The 16,245-nt window shown below is 69.4% G+C and carries 12 protein-coding genes; 4 read left to right on the forward strand and 8 right to left on the reverse strand.

The window, feature by feature from the left end; all coding sequences use genetic code 11:
• Nucleotides 1-28 precede the first annotated feature (28 nt).
• The 8 genes from mgtA to ASD34_RS05825 form a co-directional block, all read right to left on the reverse strand.
• Nucleotides 29-2,794 carry a magnesium-translocating P-type ATPase gene (gene mgtA / locus ASD34_RS05790; RefSeq protein ID WP_056574090.1) on the reverse strand — a complete coding sequence of 922 codons (2,766 nt, stop codon included), beginning with the start codon at nucleotides 2,792-2,794 and terminating at the stop codon, nucleotides 29-31.
• A 24-nt stretch (nucleotides 2,795-2,818) separates the two neighbouring features.
• Entirely contained in the window at nucleotides 2,819-3,562 is a 744-nt protein-coding gene (locus ASD34_RS05795) for a hypothetical protein (RefSeq protein WP_056574092.1), read from the reverse strand.
• Nucleotides 3,563-3,780: 218 nt separating this feature from the next.
• Nucleotides 3,781-3,999 carry a hypothetical protein gene (locus ASD34_RS05800; protein WP_056574095.1) on the reverse strand — a complete coding sequence of 73 codons (219 nt, stop codon included), beginning with the start codon at nucleotides 3,997-3,999 and terminating at the stop codon, nucleotides 3,781-3,783.
• 287 nt (nucleotides 4,000-4,286) lie between these two features.
• Nucleotides 4,287-4,565, reverse strand: coding sequence for a hypothetical protein (locus ASD34_RS05805; protein WP_056574098.1), 279 nt, complete (start codon nucleotides 4,563-4,565; stop codon nucleotides 4,287-4,289).
• Nucleotides 4,566-4,757: 192 nt separating this feature from the next.
• The gene (locus ASD34_RS05810) at nucleotides 4,758-5,204 is read right to left on the reverse strand and encodes an acyl-CoA thioesterase (RefSeq protein WP_056574101.1); all 447 of its coding nucleotides are present in this window, start codon (nucleotides 5,202-5,204) and stop codon (nucleotides 4,758-4,760) included.
• Between the two features lie 20 nt (nucleotides 5,205-5,224).
• Nucleotides 5,225-6,214 carry a Bug family tripartite tricarboxylate transporter substrate binding protein gene (locus ASD34_RS05815; RefSeq protein WP_056574103.1) on the reverse strand — a complete coding sequence of 330 codons (990 nt, stop codon included), beginning with the start codon at nucleotides 6,212-6,214 and terminating at the stop codon, nucleotides 5,225-5,227.
• Nucleotides 6,215-6,228: 14 nt separating this feature from the next.
• Nucleotides 6,229-7,854 carry an indolepyruvate oxidoreductase subunit beta family protein gene (locus ASD34_RS05820; protein WP_056574106.1) on the reverse strand — a complete coding sequence of 542 codons (1,626 nt, stop codon included), beginning with the start codon at nucleotides 7,852-7,854 and terminating at the stop codon, nucleotides 6,229-6,231.
• A 14-nt stretch (nucleotides 7,855-7,868) separates the two neighbouring features.
• Complete coding sequence (locus ASD34_RS05825; protein ID WP_056574109.1) at nucleotides 7,869-10,028, reverse strand: indolepyruvate ferredoxin oxidoreductase subunit alpha; 2,160 nt, start codon at nucleotides 10,026-10,028, stop codon at nucleotides 7,869-7,871.
• Between the two features lie 87 nt (nucleotides 10,029-10,115).
• On the opposite strand from ASD34_RS05825, the gene ASD34_RS05830 reads away from it, so the two are divergent.
• From ASD34_RS05830 to xdhB, 4 genes are all read left to right on the forward strand, one after another.
• On the forward strand, nucleotides 10,116-11,030 hold the full coding sequence (locus ASD34_RS05830; RefSeq protein ID WP_056574113.1) for a LysR family transcriptional regulator: 915 nt from the start codon (nucleotides 10,116-10,118) through the stop codon (nucleotides 11,028-11,030).
• Between the two features lie 165 nt (nucleotides 11,031-11,195).
• Nucleotides 11,196-11,966 (forward strand): sulfite exporter TauE/SafE family protein, encoded by a 771-nt coding sequence (locus tag ASD34_RS05835; protein WP_235509985.1) that lies wholly within the window; start codon nucleotides 11,196-11,198, stop codon nucleotides 11,964-11,966.
• A gap of 186 nt (nucleotides 11,967-12,152) precedes the next feature.
• Nucleotides 12,153-13,766 (forward strand): xanthine dehydrogenase small subunit, encoded by a 1,614-nt coding sequence (gene xdhA, locus ASD34_RS05840; protein WP_056574118.1) that lies wholly within the window; start codon nucleotides 12,153-12,155, stop codon nucleotides 13,764-13,766.
• 2 nt (nucleotides 13,767-13,768) lie between these two features.
• On the forward strand, nucleotides 13,769-16,228 hold the full coding sequence (gene xdhB, locus ASD34_RS05845) for a xanthine dehydrogenase molybdopterin binding subunit (protein ID WP_056574121.1): 2,460 nt from the start codon (nucleotides 13,769-13,771) through the stop codon (nucleotides 16,226-16,228).
• Nucleotides 16,229-16,245: the final 17 nt, after the last annotated feature.

A 16,245-nucleotide genomic window follows, 5' to 3' on the forward strand; every position in this document is an offset into this window, starting at 1 on the left:
GACCTGCGTTCGGACGGTTGTCCGTGTCTCATTGCCAGCCGTACCTGCGCGCGTACCACCCCTTCACGGTCTGCGTCAGCGTGACGTAGCCGACGAGCATCAGCACCAGCCACGGGAAGTATGCGAGCGGCAGCGCCTGCAGCTTGAAGTAGTGCGCCAGCGGTCCCATCGGCAGCCAGATGCCGACCGCGGCGATGGCCGCGCCCATGGCCAGCAGCGGCCAGGCCGCGCGGCTTTGCAGGAACGGAATCTTGCGCGTGCGGATGAGGTGCACGATGAGCGTCTGCGACAGCAGGCCCTCGATGAACCAGCCCGACTGGAACAGCGTCTGGTGCTCTACCGAATTGGCCGCGAACACGAACCACATCACGGTGTAGGTGAGGATGTCGAACACCGAGCTCAGCGGCCCGAAGAACACCATGAAGCGGCCCAGGTCGGCCGGGTTCCAGCGCTGCGGCGTCTTCAGGAACTCCTCGTCCACGTTGTCGAACGGGATCGCGATCTGCGACACGTCGTACAGCAGGTTCTGCACCAGCAGGTGCAGCGGCAGCATCGGCAGAAAGGGCAGGAACGCACTGGCCACCAGCACCGAGAACACGTTGCCGAAGTTCGAGCTGGCCGTGATCTTGATGTACTTGAGCATGTTGGCGAAGGTGCGGCGGCCTTCGACCACGCCTTGCTCCAGCACCATCAGGCTTTTTTCGAGCAGGATGATGTCGGCCGATTCCTTGGCCACGTCCACCGCGCCGTCCACCGAGATGCCGATGTCGGCAGCGCGCAGCGCGGGCGCGTCGTTGATGCCGTCGCCCATGAAGCCGACCACGTGGCCGTTGGCATGCAGCGCCTGCACGATGCGTTCCTTGTGCGCGGGCGTGAGCTTGGCGAACACCTGGCGCATTTCGACCACCTGCCGCAGCTCGGCTTGGTTCATGCGCTCGACCTCGTGGCCCAGCACCATGCGTCCGGCGTCGATGCCGACATCGCCGCAGACCTTGCGCGTGACCAGCTCGTTGTCGCCGGTCAGCACCTTCACCGCCACGCCGTGTGCGGCCAGCGCCAGCAGCGCGGGCGCGGTCGATTCCTTCGGCGGATCGAGAAAGGCCACGTAGCCCAGCAGCGTGAGTCCCGCCTCGTCGGCCACGCTATAGGCCGGCTTGCGCGCATCGGCGTGCAGCGTGCGGCTGGCCACGGCCACCACGCGCAGGCCCTGGGCATTGAGCTGCGAGGCCACGCGGTGGATGCCCGCCATCACGTCGGCGTCCAGCGCGAGCACCTCGGCGCCGCGTTCGACCGAGGTGCATACCGACAGGATCTCTTCGAGCGCGCCCTTGCAGATCAGCAGATGCTCGTCGTCGCCGTGTGCCACCACCACCGACATGCGGCGGCGCGAGAAATCGAAGGGCACTTCGTCGACCTTGCGCCAGCGGGTCTGCAGCTGTGCGTCGAGCTGCACTTCGCCGTGGCTGAGCACCGCCTTGTCGAGCAGGTTCTTCAGTCCCGTCTGGTGAAAGCTGTTGAGGTAGGCCTGCTGCAGCACATGGTCGGAGCCTTCGCCCCAGGCGTTGGTGTGGCGTTCGAGCACGATGCGGTCCTGCGTGAGCGTGCCGGTCTTGTCGGTGCACAGCACGTCCATCGCGCCGAAGTTGTGGATGGCTTCGAGCCGCTTCACGATCACCTTGCGGCGCGACATCACGACCGCGCCCTTGGCCAGCGTGGCCGTCACGATCATCGGCAGCATCTCGGGCGTGAGGCCGACCGCGATCGACAGCGCGAACAGCGCCGCCTCCCACCAGTCGCCCTTGGTCACGCCGTTGATCACCAGCACCAGCGGCGCCATCACCAGCATGAAGCGGATCAGCAGCCAGCTCACGCGGTTGATGCCGGCCTGGAAGGCGGTGGTACCGCGGTCGGTCGCGCTCACGCGCTGGGCCAGCGCGCCGAAGAAGGTGCGCTCGCCGGTGTGCACGATCACCGCGGTGGCGGTGCCGCTGATGACGTTGGTGCCCATGAAGAGCAGGTTGTCGCGCTCCAGCACGCCGGCCCGGTGGTCGGCGGCGGTGGCTGCGAACTTCTCCACCGGCATCGATTCGCCGGTGAGCGCCGACTGGCTGATGAACAGGTCCTTGGCCGAAAGCAGGCGCGCGTCGGCCGGGATCATGTCGCCGGCCGACAGCGCGATCACGTCGCCGGGCACGAGGTCGCGCATCGGCACTTCGATGCGCTGCGTGCCGGCGTGCGCGAGATCGAAGCCGCTGTCGCCCGCGCGGCCCGCCTTCTCGTCCGGCGCGGGGCGCAGCACCGTCGAGGTGTTGCTGACCATCGCCTTGAGCCGGTCGGCCGCCTTGTTGGAGCGCGACTCCTGCAGGAAGCGCAGCACGGTCGACAGCAGCACCATGCTGCCGATCACCACCGTGGCCTTCGTGTCCTCGGTTACGTACGAGACCAGCGCGAGCACCGTCAGCAGCAGGTTGAAGGGGTTGCGGTAGCACTGCCACAGGTGGTTCCACCACGGCAGCGGCTGCTCGTGGCGCACCTCGTTGCTGCCCAGCCGCTTGCGCAGCGCCAGCGCGTGGGTTTCGGTCAGGCCTTGCGACGAGCTGTCCAGGCGCACCAGCACCTCGCCCGCGTCGGTGTGCGAGGCGGTGGCCAGCGCCCTGGCGATCTCGGCCGGCATCGCGGCCGAGCCCAGGCTGCTGGGCTTGGCGCTCAGCAGCGTCTGCCAGCGCTCGAAGTGATGCCGCATGTGGCGGCTGCGCAGGAAGCTTTCGAAAAAGGACTTCAGGACGTTCTTCATTGTTCTTCTCCTGTGTGGGGGCGCTCAGCGAGCGAACGCCCAGGTGAGGCCCAGCGTCCAGCCGCGCGGGCCGTCGTGGCGCAGGTCGCGTGCGTGGCTGAAGTCGACGTTCAGGGCCGGTGCGGCCGCCCAGCGCAGGCCGGCGCGCCAGGCGTTGCGCCCGCCTTCGCGGAAGCGCTCGGCCACGAGCGACAGCGCGGGCAGCGCGGCCCATTCGAGCGCCGCGCCCGAGTGGCTGCTGCTCGGCTGCGCGCGATGGAAGTCGCGGCCCAGGTTGAGGTGGGCGCGCCACTGGTCGTCGAACTGCCAGGTGACGGGGATCACGAGGCTGCTGTCGGTGAGGCGCAGCGAGGTGCGCTCGTTATCGTTGCGTTGCCACGAGGCCGAGGCGAGCACGCCGGTGCTCAGGGTGTCGGTGAGCGCAAAGGCCCACTTGATCTGCGGACCGGCGCGCACGGTGCGGCCATCGGCATTGCGCTCACGCTCTAGGTTCAGGCCCAGCTCGACCGGACCGACGCGGCAGGCGGGGCCGAGATGCACGAGGCGCTGGCCGCTCCAGGTCTCGACCTGGCACTGGCCCGGATCGAGGATGGCGGCGTCGTCCACCGAATGGTGTCCGCCGGCGGCGTGGGTCTGCGCGGCGGCCAGGCCGCAGAGCGTGGCGAGCCAGGCGTGGCCTGGCGCGGGGCGGTGGAAGGAAAAGGGGCGGGCGTTGGAACGGGCGGCCGTGGCCGTCCGCGCGACACGCCGCAGGCGTTCGCGGGTCATGGGCGTTTCTCCTTCGGGTGCGGCGCGCCGCGAAGGAAGGAAACGCCCGTGACGACTTGCTTACTCAGCAGTCAGACGGCGGCGCTCCTCCGCAGCGCGGAAGGCTGCGAGGTGAATGGGGGATCGATCGGGCAAGGAAGGCGGCGCACAGCAGCGCAAGCAAGGGTCCGGGTCCATGGTGGCCTCCTGTTCTGTGGTGAGTTGCAGGGCGGCGAGGCTCAGCGGCGCGTGCCGTGGCCGGGCTGTTCGAGCAGCAGCAGGAAGCTGCGGATGCGGCGCGTGGTCCACAGCGCGGCGGCGCGGTCCAGGGTCTGCTCGTCATCGACGTGCGGCGCAGGGCCCACGCGGGCAGGCGCTTGCGCACCGGCGTGCGCGGACGGGCGACCGTGCGACGGTCGTGTCTGCGGATGCAACGGACGAATTTGAAACTGGCGCATGACAAGGCTCCTTCGCGCTGAAGGGCCTCGCGCACGGACGCACGCAAGCTGACTGACAAAGTCAGCGACAAAGAACAACGGGAATCGGTAGGAGAGCCGCTTGCCCGTGGGGCAAGGGGTTCGCGCTGCGTGCACGGCGGCCGCAGCGCGGGAGCTGCCTGCGCTAGAGGGCCAGGGGTGTCACGCCTGCCGAGGCACGCGTCTTGTCACTGATCCAACTGGCACTGTCCACGCACGGGGCTCCGAAATGATGATTTCCGGATTGTTGCACCGCATCATTGCCAGCGTCAACCCTTGGCCTGCAGGGGCAGGCTGTGTCGCGGTGGCGTGGCGTGGAGCCGGGGTTCGTTCGCGCTGCGTTCGATGGGGCTCGGAAACCAGCGGAAGACGTTCGAGTCGCCGCGCCAGCCGTCGCTGAAACGCACGAACAAGAAGCCCGACAGCGCATTGCCCAGGTCGTCCACCGGAATGCCGGCGGCGCGCAGGGCGGCGACTTCTTGCGCGGCGCTCATGTCGAAGGGGAGTTTCAGCGTGATGCTCGCGCTGTGAAGACTGGGCCTGGGCATCGTGACCTCCTCTGCGTAGACCATGGGCCGTAGTGAAGCGCAAGAAGTTGTGTCAGGCGATACCGAAGATATGGGAGCCGCTCAGAGGAGCGCACGATGCAATTCGCCATCGCTCCCGTGCGGCATCCCTCCAATGAGGGATGCCATGGGTAGGTTTCGGCAGGGTGGCCTATGCCGAATGCCGGGCGTCGTTCAACCCGTGCAGAGCGCGCGGATCGTCGGCGGAACCGGCACCGCGCGGATGCCGCCGCCTTCGCGCTTGGCCGCAAAGATCCGCACCTCTTCGCATTCGAGGATCAGGTCGTCGCCGCGTGTCACGCGGTAGGTCTGCACGAAGCTCTTGTCGCGCCATTCGGTGATGCGCACCGCGATGTGCAGCGTGTCGCCGTAGCTGGCCGCCTTGACGAAGCGCGTGTGCGTGTCGACCAGCGGCGTGCCGATCACGCCAAGGGTCTGGGCGGTTTCTTCCCAGCGCGGCACGCCGCATTCGGCGAAGAAGTGCCGCGAGGCCGCATCGATCCAGCGGAAGAAGTTGGGGAACCAGACGATGCCTGCGGGGTCGCAGTCGCCGAACTCGACGCGTGCGGTGTAGACGACTTCCTGGCCGGAAGCGTCTTTGGGAGATGGAGTGCTGCTCATCCGGCCATTGTCCTAGGCGCTCAATCAGCCTTGATGCCGCGGTCGCGGATCAGCGCGCCGAAGCGCTGCGAGTCCGCCGCTGCGCGTCGCTGGAAGTCGGCCGGCGTGCCCGGTGCCGGCTCGCCGCCGATGGCCGCGATGCGCTCCTTCACCGCCGGCAGCGCGAGCGCGCGGTTGATCTGCGTGTTGAGCTGCGCGACCACCTCGGGCGGCGTGCCGGCCGGCGCGTAGAAGCCGAACACCGTGTCGGCGTCGAAGCCGCGCAGGCCGGCCTCGTCGAGCGTGGGCACGTCGGGGAACTGCGACGAGCGGTGCGGGCTGCCCACGGCCAGCAGCTTGAGCTTGCCGGCGCGCACCTGGTTCAAGCCGATGCCGGGGTCGAAGGCGTAGTCGATCTGCCCGGCCAGCAGGTCCTGCAGCGCGGGCGCGGCGCCGCGGTAGGGCACGTGCAGCGCGAACAGGCCGGCCTGGCTCTTGAACATCTCGCCCGCCAGGTGCGGCGAGCTGCCGTTGCCCGGTGAACCGTACGAGAGCTTGCCGGGGTTGGCCTTGAGGTAGGCCATGAACGACTTCACGTCGGTCGGCGGCAGGGAAGGGCGTGTGACCAGAAACACCAGCACGCGCGCGGCAGCGGCCACGGGCACCAGGTCCTTCGCGGGATCGAAGCTCATGCGCGCGTACAGGTGCGGGTTCACCGACACCATGCCGCCCGAACTCATGAGCAGCGTGTAGCCGTCGGCCGCCGCGCGCGCCACGGCCTCGCCGCCGACGTTGCCGTTGGCACCGCCGCGGTTCTCGATCACCACGGGCTGTTTCAGCGCCTCTTGCAGCGGCTGCGAGATGGCACGCGCGAGCTGGTCGGCCGCGCCGCCGGCCGGGAAGTTCACGATCACCTTGATGGGTTTGGACGGCCAGGTGTCGGCGTGCACGGCGGGCGCGCACAAGGCGGTGCTGGCCAATGCGAGCGCCAGCAGCAGGCGGCGCGAGGAAGCGGGGGTGGATGGGGTCATGGTTCTTTGTCTCCTCAGATCGTGGTCGTTGTCTTGGGCCGCTTCATCCAGCGGATGGGTTGCGCCTGCACCGGGCGCGGCGCGGCGCCGTGGCGCGTGAGCGCGGCGTCCAGCGCCTTGCCGCCTTCGTCCGCGAGCGCGGCCTCGCGTGCCGCGGCAATCGCCTCGGCGCGTGCGGCGGGCGGCAGCGTGGCACGGCCCGCGAGCTCGTCGATCACGTGCAGCAGGTTGTGCTTGCCGCGCTCGTTGGTGCTGCCGTAGCCCTTGATGAGCCGGCCGCACAGCGCCAGCTCGCGGCCCAACGCCCAGTGCGCGCGCGTGCCGGCTTCGACGGCGGAGAGCCAGCGCTCGATCAGCGCCTGCTCTTCGGCGAAGCGGCTGCCGCGTCGGCGCAGCCAGGTGAGCGAGGCCAGCAGCCGCAGCGACACCATGCCCAGCACCGAGTGGCTGCCCACCTGCAGCGGCAAGGCCCACGGCGCAAGTCCGCGCGACTGGCGGCCACGGTCCCAGGCGGTCACGCGGCGCGCGAGCGAGGGCGGCAGCAGCGCGGCGAACTCGGGTGCGCCGGGCTTGAAGTGGTCGAAGACTTTCACGATGTCTTCGTCGCCCGCGCGCACTTCCTGGCGCACGCGCTGCGCGCGGCTGGCGCGGCCCTTCAGCGCGGCCACGCGCACGATGTCGTCGAAGGCCATCCACAGCGCCAGCCAGCGCGCCATTTCGCGCGTGACCGCGAAGCCCTGCGCGCCCGACGGATCGGCGGCGCGCTCGGCCTCGAGCACCCGCGCGAGGCGCTCGGCGTACAGCGCGGCGTAGGCGCCGTCCTGGTAGTCGCGCACCCGCGCATGGCCGAGCGCGAGCATGTCGTGCACGGCCGGCGGAAAGCGGCGCGCCACGTCGTCGGGCAGGGCCTGCGGTGTCGGGGGCGCGTCGCGCGTGTCGTCGCTGGCCAGCACGCCCTGCACGAAGGCGGCCTGGGCGCGCGGCGCGCGCACCGCCTCGAAGGCGATGGCAAAGCCGCGCAGGCTGGCGGCGGCCATCCTGCCGAGCTTGTCGGGTGCGGCCTCGTCGCCGCCACGCACCGCGCGTTCGTAGGCTTCGCGCGGGAATGGGAAGAGCCCGCTGCCCGCGATCGCGCCCAGCATCACGGCGCTGACGACCGTGCCGGCCTCCCGCGCCATGCCGCCCATGTCGAGCACGTGGTGCTCGCGGCTGAAGGCCTTGACCACGTCAATCAGGCGCTGCGCGTCGGCGCGGCCGTCGCCGGGCACCATGCGCTCGGCCGTGGTGAGCACGCGCGCCGACGAGCTGATGACCAGCGTGCGCAGCGGCGCGCTCATGCCGTTGCCGATCTGGCGCGTGGTCTCCAGCAGCTCCGACGAGACGATCGCGTCGAGCGCGCCCGGCACCGGGCTCAGGCTGAAGACCGGGCGCCGGCCGCCGAGTTGTGCCATCGGCACCGGGAACACTTCGATGTAGTAGGTGGTGGCGCCGGTGCGCTGCGCCACGCCGGGGATCGACGTGCTCTGCGCCGCGTAGCCCGCATGCCGCGCCGTGTCGACCAGCCATTCGGTGAGCACGCCGCCGCCTTCGCCGCCGAGGGCGCAGACGAGCAGGGTGGTGGGGCGTTGGTTCTGTTCCATGTCGTTGTTCTTTCTCATGCCGGCCGGAGTGCGCTGACCACTGCGCTGCGCAGGCCGTGCAGCAGGCGTTCATGCCACTTCGGGTTTTGCACCACTTCGGCCCGGTAGAAGCTCGGGCACAGCGTGGCGGCGTGCGCGTTGGCGCCGCACAGGCCGCAGCCCACGCAGCCGTCGATCACCACGGCCACCGGGTCGACCTTCAACGGGTCGGGGTTGTCCTTGAGCGTGAGCGTGGGGCAGCCCGACAGCCGAATGCATGCGTGGTCGCCGTTGCACACGTCCTCGTCGACGCCGTACTTCACGCGCACCACGCGCTGGCCCTTCTTGAGCAGACCGGCGATCCACGGCTTGATGCGGCGCTGGCGTTCGAGCTGGCACTCGCCTTCGGCGATCACTACCTTCAGGCCGTTGAAGTCGCTGGTGAGCGCTTCGGTCAGCGTCTTGCGCATGCGCTCCACGTCGTAGGTGGTGACGGTGCGCATCCACTGCACGCCCAGGCCCTTCAGCGTGGCCTCGATGGTCTGGTTCTTGTCGACCAGGCTCTGCTGCTTGTCGACGGCGCGTTCCTTGATCTCGTCGTCGGGCGTGGAGATGATGTCTTGCGTGCCGGTGGCCGAGGTGTAGCCGTTCTTGAAGATCAGCAGCACCGCGTCGTCGTCGTTGAACAGTGCGCTCTGCACGCCCGTGAGCAGGCCGTTGTGCCAGAAGCCGCCGTCGCCCATGATCGACAGCGTGCGCCGGTTCATCATCGGCGCCACGCCCGCGCGGCTGGCCAGGCTCATGCCGTAGCCGAGGATCGAATGGCCCATCGAGAAGGGCTCGAAGGTGCCGAAGGCGTGGCAGCCGATGTCGGCCGCGATGTGCACCGGTCCGGTCTCCTGCTGCGCGAGCTTGAGCGCGGAGAACACCGGCCGTTCGGGGCAGCCGACGCAGAAGCTCGGCGGGCGCGCGGGCAGCGGGGCGTCGAGCCGGCGCGCGACGGCCTCGCGGCGCTCGCGGTTGCCGGCCAGCCAGGCCTGCGCCGAGGCAGCGGCCTCGCTTGCGCCGAGGTAGCGCGCGGCGAAGGCCGCAAGGCCACCCGACAGCACCTCCACGCCGTACTCGCCGGCCTGCGGCAGCAGGTCCTTGCCGTGCAGCGGCGTCTGGATGTCGCGGCGGCGCAGCAGGGTGGCGATGTCCTGCTCGATGTACTCGGGCTGGCCTTCCTCCACCACCAGCACCGCGCGCTTGCCGACGCAGAAGTCGGCCACCTGCTCGGGCACCAGCGGGTAGGTCACGTTGAGCACGAGGATCGGGATCTCGGTCTCGCCGAAGGCATCGGCCAGGCCCTGCTGCTGCAGGCTGCGGATCAGCGCGTTGTAGAGCCCGCCCTGCACCACGATGCCCAGGTCGGGGTGGCGCCGGCCGGGCATCAGTTCGTTGAGGCCGTTCGCCACGATGTGCCGGCGCGCGGCCGGCATGCGCTCATCGCCCTTGAGCTTCTCGTGGCGGAAGGTGACGGGCGGGTGCGCCAGGCGCATGTAGTCGAAGCCCGCGGGCTCGTTCATCAGCGCGCGCGTGGACACGGCGGGCGCGATGTTGTCCTTGCAGTCGAAGCTGCCGCGCACATGGCAGGTGCGGATGCGCAGCTCCATCAGGCAGGGCATGTTCGAGGCTTCCGACAGCTGGAAGCCTTGCTCGACCATGCGCACCATCACGCCCAGGTCGGGCCGCGGATCGAGCAGGCACATGCTCGACTTGAGCGCGTAGGCGTGCGTGCGCTCCTGGATCACGCTGGCGCCTTCGCCATAGTCTTCACCCACCACGATCAGCACGCCGCCGGTCACGCCGGGTGACGACAGGTTGGACAGCGCATCGGCCGCCACGTTGGTTCCGACGATCGACTTCCAGGTGACCGCGCCGCGCAGCGGGTAGTGAATGGACGCGCCGAGCATCGCCGCCGCCGAGGCCTCGTTGGAGCAGGCCTCGACGTGCACGCCCAGTTCGTCCATGTACGCCTTGCCCTGCACCATCACGTCGAGCAGGTGCGACACCGGCGCGCCCTGGTAGCCGCCGACGTAGGCCACGCCCGACTGCAGCAGTCCCTTGGTGATCGCGAGGATGCCCTCGCCGTGGAAGGTGTCGCCCGCGCCCAGGCGCAGCATTTCCACTTCCTTGCTGAATGAAACTTCCATCGTGTCTCGTGCTTCTTGTCGTGGGGAGAACGCGGGAGTGTGGGCGGGCGTGCGTCATACTTCAATGCAATGAGCCAGCTATCGAATATGAATGGAGTGCATATCGACGCGGTCGACCTCAACCTGCTCCGGTTGTTCGACGCGGTCTACCGCACCCGCAACGTGAGCCGCGCCGCCGAGGCGCTGGGCCTCACGCAGCCGGCGGCCAGCCACGGCCTCACGCGGCTGCGCCTGCTGCTGGGCGACGCGCTGTTCACGCGCAGCCTCGGCGGCGTCGCGCCCACGCCGCGCGCCGAACGGCTGGCGGCGCCCGTGCAGTCGGCGCTGGCGATGCTGCAGCAGGCGCTGAGCGAGCCCGAGCGCTTCGATCCCGCCGCCTCGCGCAAGCTGTTCCGCATCCACATGAGCGACATCGGCGAGGGCCGCTTTTTGCCCGCGCTGATGGCGCGGCTGCGCGAGCTGGCGCCGGGCGTGCGTGTGGAGACCATGCCGCTCGCGCCGGGCGAGATCGCCTCCGCGCTCGACAACGGCAAGGTCGATTTCGCCTTCGGCTTCCTGCCGCACGTGGAGGACACCCAGCGCACGCAGCTGCTGAAAGACCGCTACATCGTGCTGCTGCGCCACGACCACCCTTTCGTGAAGCGCCGGCGCAGCGGCCAGGCGCTGCTCGCGGCGCTGCATGAGCTCGACTACGTGGCCGTGCGCACCCATGCCGACACGCTGCGCATCCTGCAGCTGCTGAACCTCGAAGACCGGCTGCGCCTGACGACCGAGCACTTCATGGTGCTGCCGGCCATCGTGCGCGCCACCGACCTGGCGGTGGTGATGCCGCGCAACATCGCGCGCGGCTTCGCGGCCGAGGGCGGCTACGCCATCGTCGAGCCGCCGTTTCCGCTGCGCGACTTCACCGTGTCGCTGCACTGGAGCAAGCGCTTCGAGGCCGACCCGGGCAACCGGTGGTTGCGGCAGGTGATCGTGGCGTTGTTCTCGGAGCGCGGCTGACCGCGCGCCCCGAACACACGCGTTATTCTCAAGCGTTCCTGCTTCGCGCCCCTCGCACCCCTGTTTCCCGATTCCGTCTGCATGTCCGTCCCGCATCCCTGTTCCCCCGCCTCCTTCCACCGTCCCGCCAGCCTCGGCGCGCACTGACTGAATCCGGTGCAAGCGATGCTTTCCGGGGCCGTCCCGGTCCTGATCTTCATGGCCTGCGTGGGCCTGGCCACCTACGCGCAGAACCTCACGGGGTTTGCGTTCAGCCTCATCCTGCTGGGCCTCGTGTCGGTGTTCGACATCGCCAGCGTGAACGACGCAGCCAATGCCGCGACGGTGCTGAGCCTCCTCAACGGCTGGACCTACTTCCGCGCGCGCCCCGGCCCCGTGCCCTGGCAGCTGATGAAGCCCGCGCTCAACGGCAGCACCGTCGGCGTGATCGTCGGGCTCATGCTGCTCGTGTGGCTCAGCGGCAGCGCCGTGGACTGGCTGCGTGGCTTGCTGGGCGCGTCGATCCTCGTGTGCGCCGTGCTGCTGTTGCTGCAGGGCAAGCCGCTGCCGGCGGTGTCGGGCCGCACCAGCTTCGCCCTCATCGGCGGGCTCTCGGGCGTGCTGGGCGGGCTGTTCTCGGCCTCGGGCCCGCCCATCGTCTTCCACATGTACCGCCAGCCGCTGGACCGCGAACTCGTGCGCCGCGCGCTGCTGCTGATGTTCGCCTTCAACTCGCTCGTGCGGCTCGTCATCGTGGTGCCGACGGGCCACTTCTCGTGGCACTCGGCGCTGCTGGCCGGTTGCGCCATGCCCGTGGTCTACGCCGCGACGCGGCTGCACCATCGCCTGCCCAACAAGCTGCAGCCGCGCACCTTGCAATGGCTGGTCGCCGGCCTGCTTTTCGTGGCCGGCGTGACGCTGCTCGCCACCGCCTGGACCGCCATCGCACACGGCTGAAAAACGGCTGAAAACCCTCGGTTTCCGGCGTGGCCCGGGAATTGCAGCGTCAATCCAAGGGTTTCCCCGGACGTGGCATACCGACCCTCACATACGCGTTATGGGCGTGCCCGTATGCAAGACCCCACGCAAGCCGCTAACGTCCATGACTGGCCCATGACGGGCCGCCCACGAGCCAGAAAAAGCATGAGCACCGAGAGCAGCAGCACACCGATTCAACCGATCCGCTTCTTCCATCGCGGAAAGATCGTCGACGTCAGCGGGGTCCATCCGACCCGCTCCGTGCTCGACTGGCTGCGCGAAGACGCACGCTGCACCGGCACCAAGGAAGGCTGCAACGAAGGCGACTGCGGCGCCTGCACCGTCGTCATCGGCGAGCTGGCCACCGACGCTCACGCACCCGGCGCGGTCGACGGCCTGCAGCTGCAGACCGTCAACGCCTGCATCCAGTTTCTGCCCACGCTGCACGGCAAGGCGCTGTTCACGGTCGAAGACCTCAAGGGCCAGTGCGCGTCACAGTGCAAGCCCAAGACCGACGCCCACGCCAAGCACGCCGTCCAACCGTTGCACCCCGTGCAGCAGGCCATGGTCGACTGCCACGGCTCGCAGTGCGGCTTCTGCACGCCGGGCTTCGTGATGTCGCTGTGGGCCACCTACGAACACCACCAGGCCGAAGGCACGCAGCCCACGCGCCAGCAGCTGGCCGACCACCTGTCGGGCAACCTGTGCCGCTGCACCGGCTACCGCCCGATCCTCGATGCCGGCCAGCGCATGTTCGACCTGCCCGCCGTGCGCCTGGACACTGCGCCCGTGGTGGCCGCGCTCACCGCGCTGAAGAACGACGGCCTCGACTACGCCGCCCCGCTCGGCGCCCGCGTCGATCACTTCCATGCCCCGAAGACCATCGCCCAACTCGCCGCACTGCGCGTGCAGAAGCCGGGCGCCCAGCTGCTCGCGGGCTCGACCGACGTCGGCCTGTGGGTCAACAAGCAGTTCCGCGACCTCGGCGACATCATCTATGTCGGCGACGTGGCCGAGATGAAGACGATCGAAGAGCGTGCCGACGAGCTCTACATTGGCGCCGGCGCATCGCTCGAAGCGGCCTTCGGCGCGCTCGTCGAGCGCGTGCCCAGCCTCGCCGATGTGTGGCTGCGCTTTGCCTCGCCGCCGATCCGCCACGCCGGCACCATGGGCGGCAACGTCGCCAACGGCTCGCCCATCGGCGATTCGCCGCCGGTGCTGATGTCGCTGGACGCGCAGATCGAGCTGCGCCGCGGCGACACCGTGCGCCGCATGCCGCTGCCCGAGTTCTACCTCGACTACATGAAGAACCAGCTGCAGCCCGGCGAGTTCGTGCAGGGGCTGGCGGTGCCTCTGGCCGCCCTGCGCCGCCAGGTGCGGGCGTACAAGATCAGCAAGCGCTTCGACTGCGACATCTCGGCGCTGTGCGCGGGTTTCGCCATCGAGCTGGAAGAAGGCAGCGACACGGTGAAGGCCGTGCGCCTGGCCTTCGGCGGCATGGCCGCCACCGTCAAGCGCGCCGCCAACGCCGAAGCCGCGCTCGTGGGCAAGCCCTGGACGCAGGCCAGCGTGGCCACCGCCAAGCTGGCGCTGGCGCAAGACTTCAAGCCGCTCTCCGACATGCGGGCCTCGGCCGACTACCGCCTGCAGGTGGCGCAGAACCTGATCCAGCGCCTGTGGCTCGAAACCCGCACGCAGGACGCGCTGTCCATCGAAGAAACCAGCGTCTGGAGCGTGATGCCCCATGTCGTTGCCAAGGTTGCGGCGGAAGGACTCTGACCATGAACAAACCCATCGACGCCCGCCTGCTGCAGCCGGCCGAGGCCTTTGCCGACTACCTGAAGAACACCGCCGCCCGCATCGACGTGGGCGCCGAGGCGCTGGCGCACGACCGCGGCATGCGCGTGGGCATCAGCCGCCCGCACGAGTCGGCGCACCTGCACGTGGCCGGCGAGGCCACCTACATCGACGACATTCCCGAGCTCGCCGGCACGCTGCACTGCGCGCTGGGCCTGTCGCCGGTGGCCAACGGCCGCGTGACGGCGCTGTCCCTCGACGCCATCCGCGCCATGCCCGGCGTGGTCACGGTGATCACCGCCGACGACATCCCCGGCACCAACGACTGCGGCTCGATCATTCACGACGACCCGATCCTGCTGCCCGTGAACGACGGCGGCGAGATTCGCTACCTCGGCCAGCCCGTGTTCGCCGTGATCGCCGAAACCCGCGATGCCGCACGCCGCGCCGCCGCCAAGGCCAGGGACGCGCTGACCATCGAGGCGCAGCCGCCCGTCATCACGCCGCAGGACGCGCATGCGCGCGGCCAGTACGTGGTGCCGCCGATGCACATCGTGCGCAGCGGCGGGGCCGCCAACGAGGGTGACGAGGCGGCCGTGCGCGCCGCCATCGCGAAGGCGCCGCATCGCCACAGCGCCACGCTCGACGTCGGCGGGCAGGAACAGTTCTACCTGGAAGGCCAGATCAGCTACGCCATTCCGAAAGAGGGCGGCACGCTGCACATCCACTGCTCGACGCAGCACCCCAGCGAGATGCAGCACCTCGTGGCGCACGCGCTGCACCTGTCCTCGAACGAGGTGCATGTGGAATGCCGGCGCATGGGCGGCGGCTTCGGCGGCAAGGAATCGCAGTCGGCGCTGTTCGCCTGCGTGGCGGCCATCGCGGCGCGCCAGCTGCAGCGCCCCGTGAAGCTGCGGCTCGATCGTGACGACGACTTCATGGTCACCGGCCGGCGCCACTGCTTCTGGTACGAGTACGAGGTGGGCTACGACGACGAGGGCCGCATCCTCGGCGCCGAGATCACGATGGTGTCGCGCGCCGGCCACTCGGCCGACCTGTCGGGCCCGGTGATGACGCGCGCGCTGTGCCACTTCGACAACGCCTACTGGCTGCCCAACGTGAGCATGCACGGCTTCTCGGGCAAGACCAACACGCAGAGCAACACGGCGTTCCGCGGCTTCGGCGGCCCGCAGGGCGCCATCGCCATCGAGAACATCATGGACTCGGTGGCGCGCGAACTGAAGCGCGATCCGCTCGACGTGCGGCGCGCCAACTTCTACGGCAAGGGCGAGAACAACGTCACGCCGTACCGCCAGACCGTGACCGACAACATCGTCCACGAACTCGTGGCCGAGCTCGAAGAAACCAGCGACTACCGCCTGCGCCGCGAGGAGATCGCCGCCTTCAACGCCAAGAGCCCGGTGCTCAAGCGCGGGCTGGCGCTGGCGCCGTTGAAGTTCGGCATCTCGTTCAACGTGAAGCACTTCAACCAGGCCGGCGCGCTGGTGCACGTGTACACCGACGGCTCGATCCTCGTGAACCACGGCGGCACCGAGATGGGCCAGGGCCTGAACACCAAGGTGGCGCAGGTGGTGGCGCACGAGCTGGGCGTGAGCTTCGAGCGCGTGCGCGTCACCGCGACCGACACGACCAAGGTGGCCAACACCTCGGCCACGGCCGCCTCGACCGGCGCCGACCTGAACGGCAAGGCCGCGCAGGACGCCGCCCGCCAGATCCGCGAACGCCTGGCCGCCTGCGCCGCCGAACGCCATGGCGGCAACGCCGCCGACGTGCGCTTCGCCAACGACCAGGTCGAAGTGAACGGCCGCACGCTGGCCTTCAGCACCGTGGTGGGCGAGGCCTACCTCGACCGCAAGCAGCTGTGGTCCGACGGCTTCTACGCCACGCCCGGCCTGAGCTGGGACAAGGACAAGATGCAGGGCCGTCCGTTCTACTACTACGCCTACGGCGCGGCGGTGAGCGAAGTGGTGGTCGACACCCTCACCGGCGAATGGAAACTGCTGCGCGCCGACATCCTGCACGACGCGGGCAAGTCGCTGAACCCGGCCGTGGACATTGGCCAGGTCGAAGGCGCCTTCATCCAGGGCATGGGCTGGCTCACCACCGAGGAGCTCGTGTGGCACCCGCAAAGCGGCAAGCTCACCACGCACGCGCCCAGTACCTACAAGATTCCGACGGCCAACGACTGCCCGCCGGTGTTCAACGTGCGCCTGTTCGAGGGCCAGAACGTCGAAGACTCCATTCACCGCAGCAAGGCCGTGGGCGAACCGCCGCTGTTGCTGCCGTTCTCGGTGTTCTTCGCGATCCGCGATGCCGTGTCGGCCGCGGGCGGGCACCGGGTCGATCCGCCGCTGAAGGCGCCGGCCACGAGCGAATCCATCCTCCGCGCCCTGACCGCGGTGCAGGCAGCCTCTGGCGAATGAGCACCGGCCGTGCTCGC

The organism is Variovorax sp. Root473, from assembly GCF_001426505.1.
GTDB lineage: Bacteria > Pseudomonadota > Gammaproteobacteria > Burkholderiales > Burkholderiaceae_C > Variovorax.